Source organism: Oerskovia rustica, from assembly GCF_014836555.1.
GTDB lineage: Bacteria > Actinomycetota > Actinomycetes > Actinomycetales > Cellulomonadaceae > Oerskovia > Oerskovia rustica.
In genome coordinates this window covers 1-5,372 of record NZ_JACSQQ010000068.1, presented here as the reverse complement: position 1 = coordinate 5,372, position 5,372 = coordinate 1, and the positions used below count along the sequence as shown (strand labels likewise).

The window sequence follows — 5,372 nt, the reverse complement described above, 5'->3', positions numbered from 1 at the left end:
GGGCTCGCCTGCGCCACCTGGTCGCGCCTTCAGCTCGATCGGTGAGGAGACTCCCTCGTCGGCGGGTCGTGGTCGACCAGCCGACGAGGGAACCGGCGCACGGTGTTCGAACCTCAGCCGAGCTGTTCCCGCAGGAAGCGGTAGTGGATCGCGGCCATGTGCGCGGCCTGGGCGTTGTTCGCGGCGCCGCCGTGCCCACCCTCGACGTTCTCGTAGTACGTCACGTCCTTGCCGGCCGCGAGCATCTTCGCGGCGAGCTTGCGGGCGTGCCCGGGGTGGACCCGGTCGTCCTTGGTCGACGTCGTGAAGAGCACGGGCGGGTACTCGCGCTCGGCGTCGAACAGGTGATAGGGCGAGAACGTCTTGATGAACTCCCACTGCTCGGGGTCGTCCGGGTCGCCGTACTCGGCGGCCCACGACGCCCCCGCGAGCAGGTGCGTGTAGCGCAGCATGTCGAGGAGCGGGACGCCCACGATCACGGCGCCGAAGAGCTCGGGGTACTGCGTGAGCATGTTGCCCGCGAGGAGGCCGCCGTTGCTGCGGCCCTCCATGCCGAGGTGCTCGGGAGTCGTGATGCCGCGGGCGACGAGATCGCGCGCGACGGCCGCGAAGTCCTCGTAGGCCTTGTGACGCTTGGCCTTGAGGGCGGCCTGGTGCCAGGACGGGCCGTACTCGCCGCCGCCGCGGATGTTCGCGACGACGTACACGCCGCCGTCGGCGAGCCAGGCTCGTCCGAGCCCGCCCGAGTAGCCCGGGGTCAGCGAGACCTCGAAGCCGCCGTAGCCGTAGAGCAGCGTGGGAGCGGCGCCCACGGGGGCGGCGCCGGAGCCCGCCTCGGCGGCGGCACCGGAGTCCGGGCGGACGAGCTCCTCACGCCCGACGACGAAGTACGGGACGCGCGTGCCGTCGTCGGACACCGCGAAGTGCTGGTCGATGACCAGGCCTGAGGCGTCGAAGAAGGCGGGGCTCGACTTGAGCACCTCGGGCTCGGTGCCCGCGCCCACCGACAGGAGCGAGAGCGTCGAGGGCGTGAGGTAGTCGGTCGTGACGAGCCAGACGTCGTCGCTCTCCTCGGAGTCCACGGCGCCCACGACGACCGTGCCGATGGTCGGCAGGCCGGGCAGCTCGCTGCGGGGCCATCCACGGCCCGGTGCGTCGGCGTCCGCTCCGGTGTCCGAGGAGGGCGGCGTCAGCACGTGGAGGCGGTTCTTGACGTCCTCCAGGACGTTGACCACGAGGTGGTGCGCGGTCCACGTGGCCCCGGCGAGCGACGACGTGGGCGTGGGCTCGAACAGGACGGTGAAGCCGCGCGCCCCGGCGAGGAAGTCCTCGAAGCGGGTCGCGAGCAACGACCCCGCGAGGTAGGTGGTGCCGTCGACGGTCCAGTCGTCGCGCAGCTCGACGAGCATCCACTCGCGCTTGACGCCGACCTCGGCCGAGCGCGGGACGTCGATCTTGACGAGGCGCTGCTCGGGCGTGCCTGCGTCCTGGACGAGGTACGTCTCGCTGTCGTAGAACGCGATCGAGCGGCCGACGAAGTCACGCTCGAAGCCGGGGGAGTGCGTGCGCCAGCCGAAGATGTACATGTCCTCGGGCTCGCCCTCGTACACGACCGAAGCCTCGGTGACCGGGGTGCCGCGGCGCCAGCGCTTGACGATCCGGGGGTATCCCGAGGGGGTCATCGAGCCCGGTCCGAAGTCCGTGAAGACGTACACCGTGTCGGTGTCGATCCACCCGAGCCCACCCTTGGACTCCTCGCGGTAGAACCCGCCGTCCTCGGGAGCGACGAACTGCTTCGTGACGAGGTCGAACTCGCGGGTCACGTCGGCGTCGGAGCCGCCGGGGGACAGGTCGACCAGGGCGTGGCGCCACTCGCCGCCCGGGGTGGGGCGCAGGACGCTCGCGCCGTGCCAGACCCAGCTCTGCCCCTCGGCCTCGCCCAGCGCGTCGAGGTCGAGCACGAGCTCCCACTCGGGGTGGTCGGTGCGGTAGGAGTCGAGCGTCGTGCGGCGCCAGACGCCGCGCTCGTGCTGCGCGTCGCGCCAGAAGTTGTAGTAGTGCGCGCCGATCTTCGAGACGTCGGGGATCTTGTCGTCGGAGTCGAGGACCTCACGGACCGCCTGCTCGGTCCGGGCGAACTCGCTCGTGGCCTCGATCGTCGCGGCCGTCTCGGCGTTGCGGCCCTGGACCCAGGTGAGCGCCTCGCGGCCCTCGACCTCTTCGAGCCACAGGTACGGGTCGTGCGGCGTGGTCGGCTGTCCGGTGGGCGCGTCGGTCACGACGTTCTCAGCACTCATGCGAACACACTAGGCGACCGATCCGCGGGACCGGGCATGCATAGATCTTTGGAGGGGAGCGGCTCGCGCGAGGTGCGTCCCAGGGCACACACCGACGGCACTTGCATCTATCCGTACCTTGTGAAAGTATTCACAAGCAAGGGAAAGACACCACGCAGACCCGGCCGCTCGGGTCACTGGAGGAGCAACGTGAGCAGCACGAGCAAGGCCCCTGTCAAGGCCCCCGCCGGAGTCACCGAGATCGACGCCCTCGTCGACCGTGGCCTCAAGGCGCTCAAGCAGTACGACGCCTTCACCCAGGAGGACATCGACCGCATCGTGAAGAAGGCGTCCGTCGCGGCGCTCCACGAGCACGGCCGCCTCGCGCAGCTCGCGGTCGAGGAGACCGGGCGCGGCGTCTTCGAGGACAAGGCCACCAAGAACATCTTCGCGTGCGAGCACGTGCCCAACTCGATGGCCAACCTCAAGACGGTCGGCGTCATCGGGCGCGACGAGCTCACGGGCATCGTCGAGATCGCCGAGCCGGTCGGCGTGGTCGCGGGCATCACCCCGGTCACCAACCCGACCTCGACCGCGATCTTCAAGTCGCTCATCGCGCTCAAGACGCGCAACCCCATCATCTTCGCGTTCCACCCCAGCGCCCAGAAGTGCTCGGTCGCCGCAGCCCGCATCGTGCGTGACGCCGCCGTGGCGGAGGGCGCCCCCGAGGACTGCATCCAGTGGGTCGAGCAGCCCTCGCTCGAGGCCACGTCGGCGCTCATGAACAACGACGGCGTCTCGCTGATCCTCGCCACGGGCGGCAACGCCATGGTCCGCGCCGCCTACTCGGCCGGCAAGCCCGCCCTCGGCGTCGGTGCGGGCAACGTCCCCGCCTACATCGAGAAGACCGCCAAGCTCGGACGCGCCGTCAACGACGTGGTCCTGTCCAAGGGCTTCGACAACGGCATGGTGTGCGCCTCGGAGCAGGCCGTCATCCTCGACACCGAGATCTACGACGCTGCCCTCGCCGAGTTCGCCCACATGCACGCCTACCTCGCGAACCCCGAGGAGAAGGCGATGCTCGAGCGCTTCATCTTCGGTGTCGAGGCCGGCGGCGCGAACTGCGCCGGTGCCAAGCTCAACGCCACGATCGTCGGCAAGAGCCCCCAGTGGATCGCGGAGCAGGCAGGCTTCTCGGTCCCCGACGGCACCTCGATCATCCTCGCGGAGTGCAGCCAGGTCGGCCCCGCCGAGCCCCTGACGCGCGAGAAGCTCAGCCCCGTCCTCGCCGTGCTGCGCGCCGAGTCGACCGACCACGGCATCTCGCTCGCCGAGCAGATGGTGGAGTTCGACGGCCTGGGCCACTCGGGCGCGATCCACACCGAGGACAAGGACATCGCGGAGGAGTTCGGCCAGCGCGTCAAGGCCGTCCGCATCCTGTGGAACCAGCCGTCGGCTCTCGGCGGCATCGGTGACATCTACAACGCGCTGATCCCGTCGCTGACGCTCGGTTGCGGCTCGTACGGCCACAACTCGGTGTCGAACAACGTGTCGGCCGTCAACCTCGTCAACGTCAAGCGGATCGGACGTCGTAACAACAACATGCAGTGGTTCAAGATCCCGCCGAAGACGTACTTCGAGCCGAACTCGATCCAGTACCTGGCCCAGATGCCCGACGTCGAGCGCGTCACCATCGTCACGGACAAGGTCATGAGCCAGATCGGGATCGTCGACAAGGTCCTCGACGTCCTGGGTCGTCGCCCGAACAAGGTCTCGATCCAGATCATGGACCAGGTCGAGCCCGAGCCGAGCGTCGAGACGGTCGAGAAGGGCGCGGAGATGATGCGCGACTTCAAGCCCGACACGATCGTCGCGATCGGCGGCGGGTCGCCCATGGACGCCGCGAAGGTCATGTGGCTCAAGTACGAGCACCCGGAGATGGCGTTCTCGGACCTGCGCGAGAAGTTCTTCGACGTCCGCAAGCGCGCGTTCAAGTTCCCGACCCTGGGCGACCTGGCCAAGCTCGTCTGCATCCCGACGTCGTCGGGCACGGGCTCGGAGGTCACGCCGTTCGCGGTCATCACGGACCACGCGACCGGGTACAAGTACCCCCTCGCCGACTACGCGCTGACCCCGTCGGTCGCGATCATCGACCCGGTCCTGACCGCGACGATGCCCGCGAAGCTCGCGGCGGACTCGGGCTTCGACGCCCTGACCCACGCGACCGAGGCCTACGTGTCGGTCTACGCGAACGACTTCACGGACGGCCTGGCGCTGCACGCGATCAAGCTGGTCTTCGAGCACATCGAGGCCTCCGTCACGCAGGGCGCGGCCGCCCCCGAGGCCCGCGAGAAGATGCACAACGCGGCCACGATCGCCGGCATGGCGTTCGGCAGCGCGTTCCTCGGGATCGTGCACGCGATGGCCCACACGGTCGGCTCGACGTTCGGTCTGGTCCACGGCCGCACGAACGCGATCTTCCTGCCGCACGCGATCCGCTACAACGGGCAGATCCCGACCAAGGTCACGGGCTGGCCCAAGGCGGAGAAGTACATCGCGCACGAGCGTTACCAGCAGATCGCCAAGCACCTGGGCCTCCCGGCCTCGACGCCCGAGCAGGCTGTCGAGTCCTACGCCCGGGCCGTCGAGGAGCTGCGAGCCAAGGTCGGGATCGAGCGCTCGTTCAAGGAGCAGGGTGTCTCGGAGCGCGAGTTCATCGGAGGCCTCGACGCCCTGTCGATGCGGGCCTACGAGGACCAGTGCGCCCCCGCGAACCCGCGACTGCCGATGCTCGAGGACATGAAGGACATCATGGTCGCGGCGTACTACGGCACGAGCCGCGAGGAGGTCCGCGCCGAGCGCAAGGCCACCGAGGAGGCAGCCGCGCTCGCCGCGACCGCCAAGTCCTCGAAGTGATCTGGGCGCCGGCGTCCGGGGAGCAGCCCGGACGCCAGTAGCCCGCACGACGACCCGAGCGGTACGGGTCACGGTCGGGTGGCGCGTCCTGCCGGGTGGCGCCACTCACCACGGGCCCGAGGCATCCCCCTTGGCCTCGGTCCCGCTCGCAGCGCCCCCGCGTCCTCCAGCGCGGGGGCG

The 5,372-nt window shown here is 69.5% G+C and carries 2 protein-coding genes; one reads left to right on the top strand and one right to left on the bottom strand.

The window, feature by feature from the left end:
* Window positions 1-113: 113 nt before the first annotated feature.
* The gene (locus H9652_RS19395) at window positions 114-2,297 is read right to left on the bottom strand and encodes a prolyl oligopeptidase family serine peptidase (protein WP_191798445.1); all 2,184 of its coding nucleotides are present in this window, start codon (window positions 2,295-2,297) and stop codon (window positions 114-116) included.
* Between the two features lie 189 nt (window positions 2,298-2,486).
* Here H9652_RS19395 and adhE point away from each other — a divergent pair, with 189 nt between their 5' ends.
* Window positions 2,487-5,192 carry a bifunctional acetaldehyde-CoA/alcohol dehydrogenase gene (gene adhE, locus H9652_RS19390; protein ID WP_191798443.1) on the top strand — a complete coding sequence of 902 codons (2,706 nt, stop codon included), beginning with the start codon at window positions 2,487-2,489 and terminating at the stop codon, window positions 5,190-5,192.
* The last annotated feature ends 180 nt before the right edge of the window (window positions 5,193-5,372 follow it).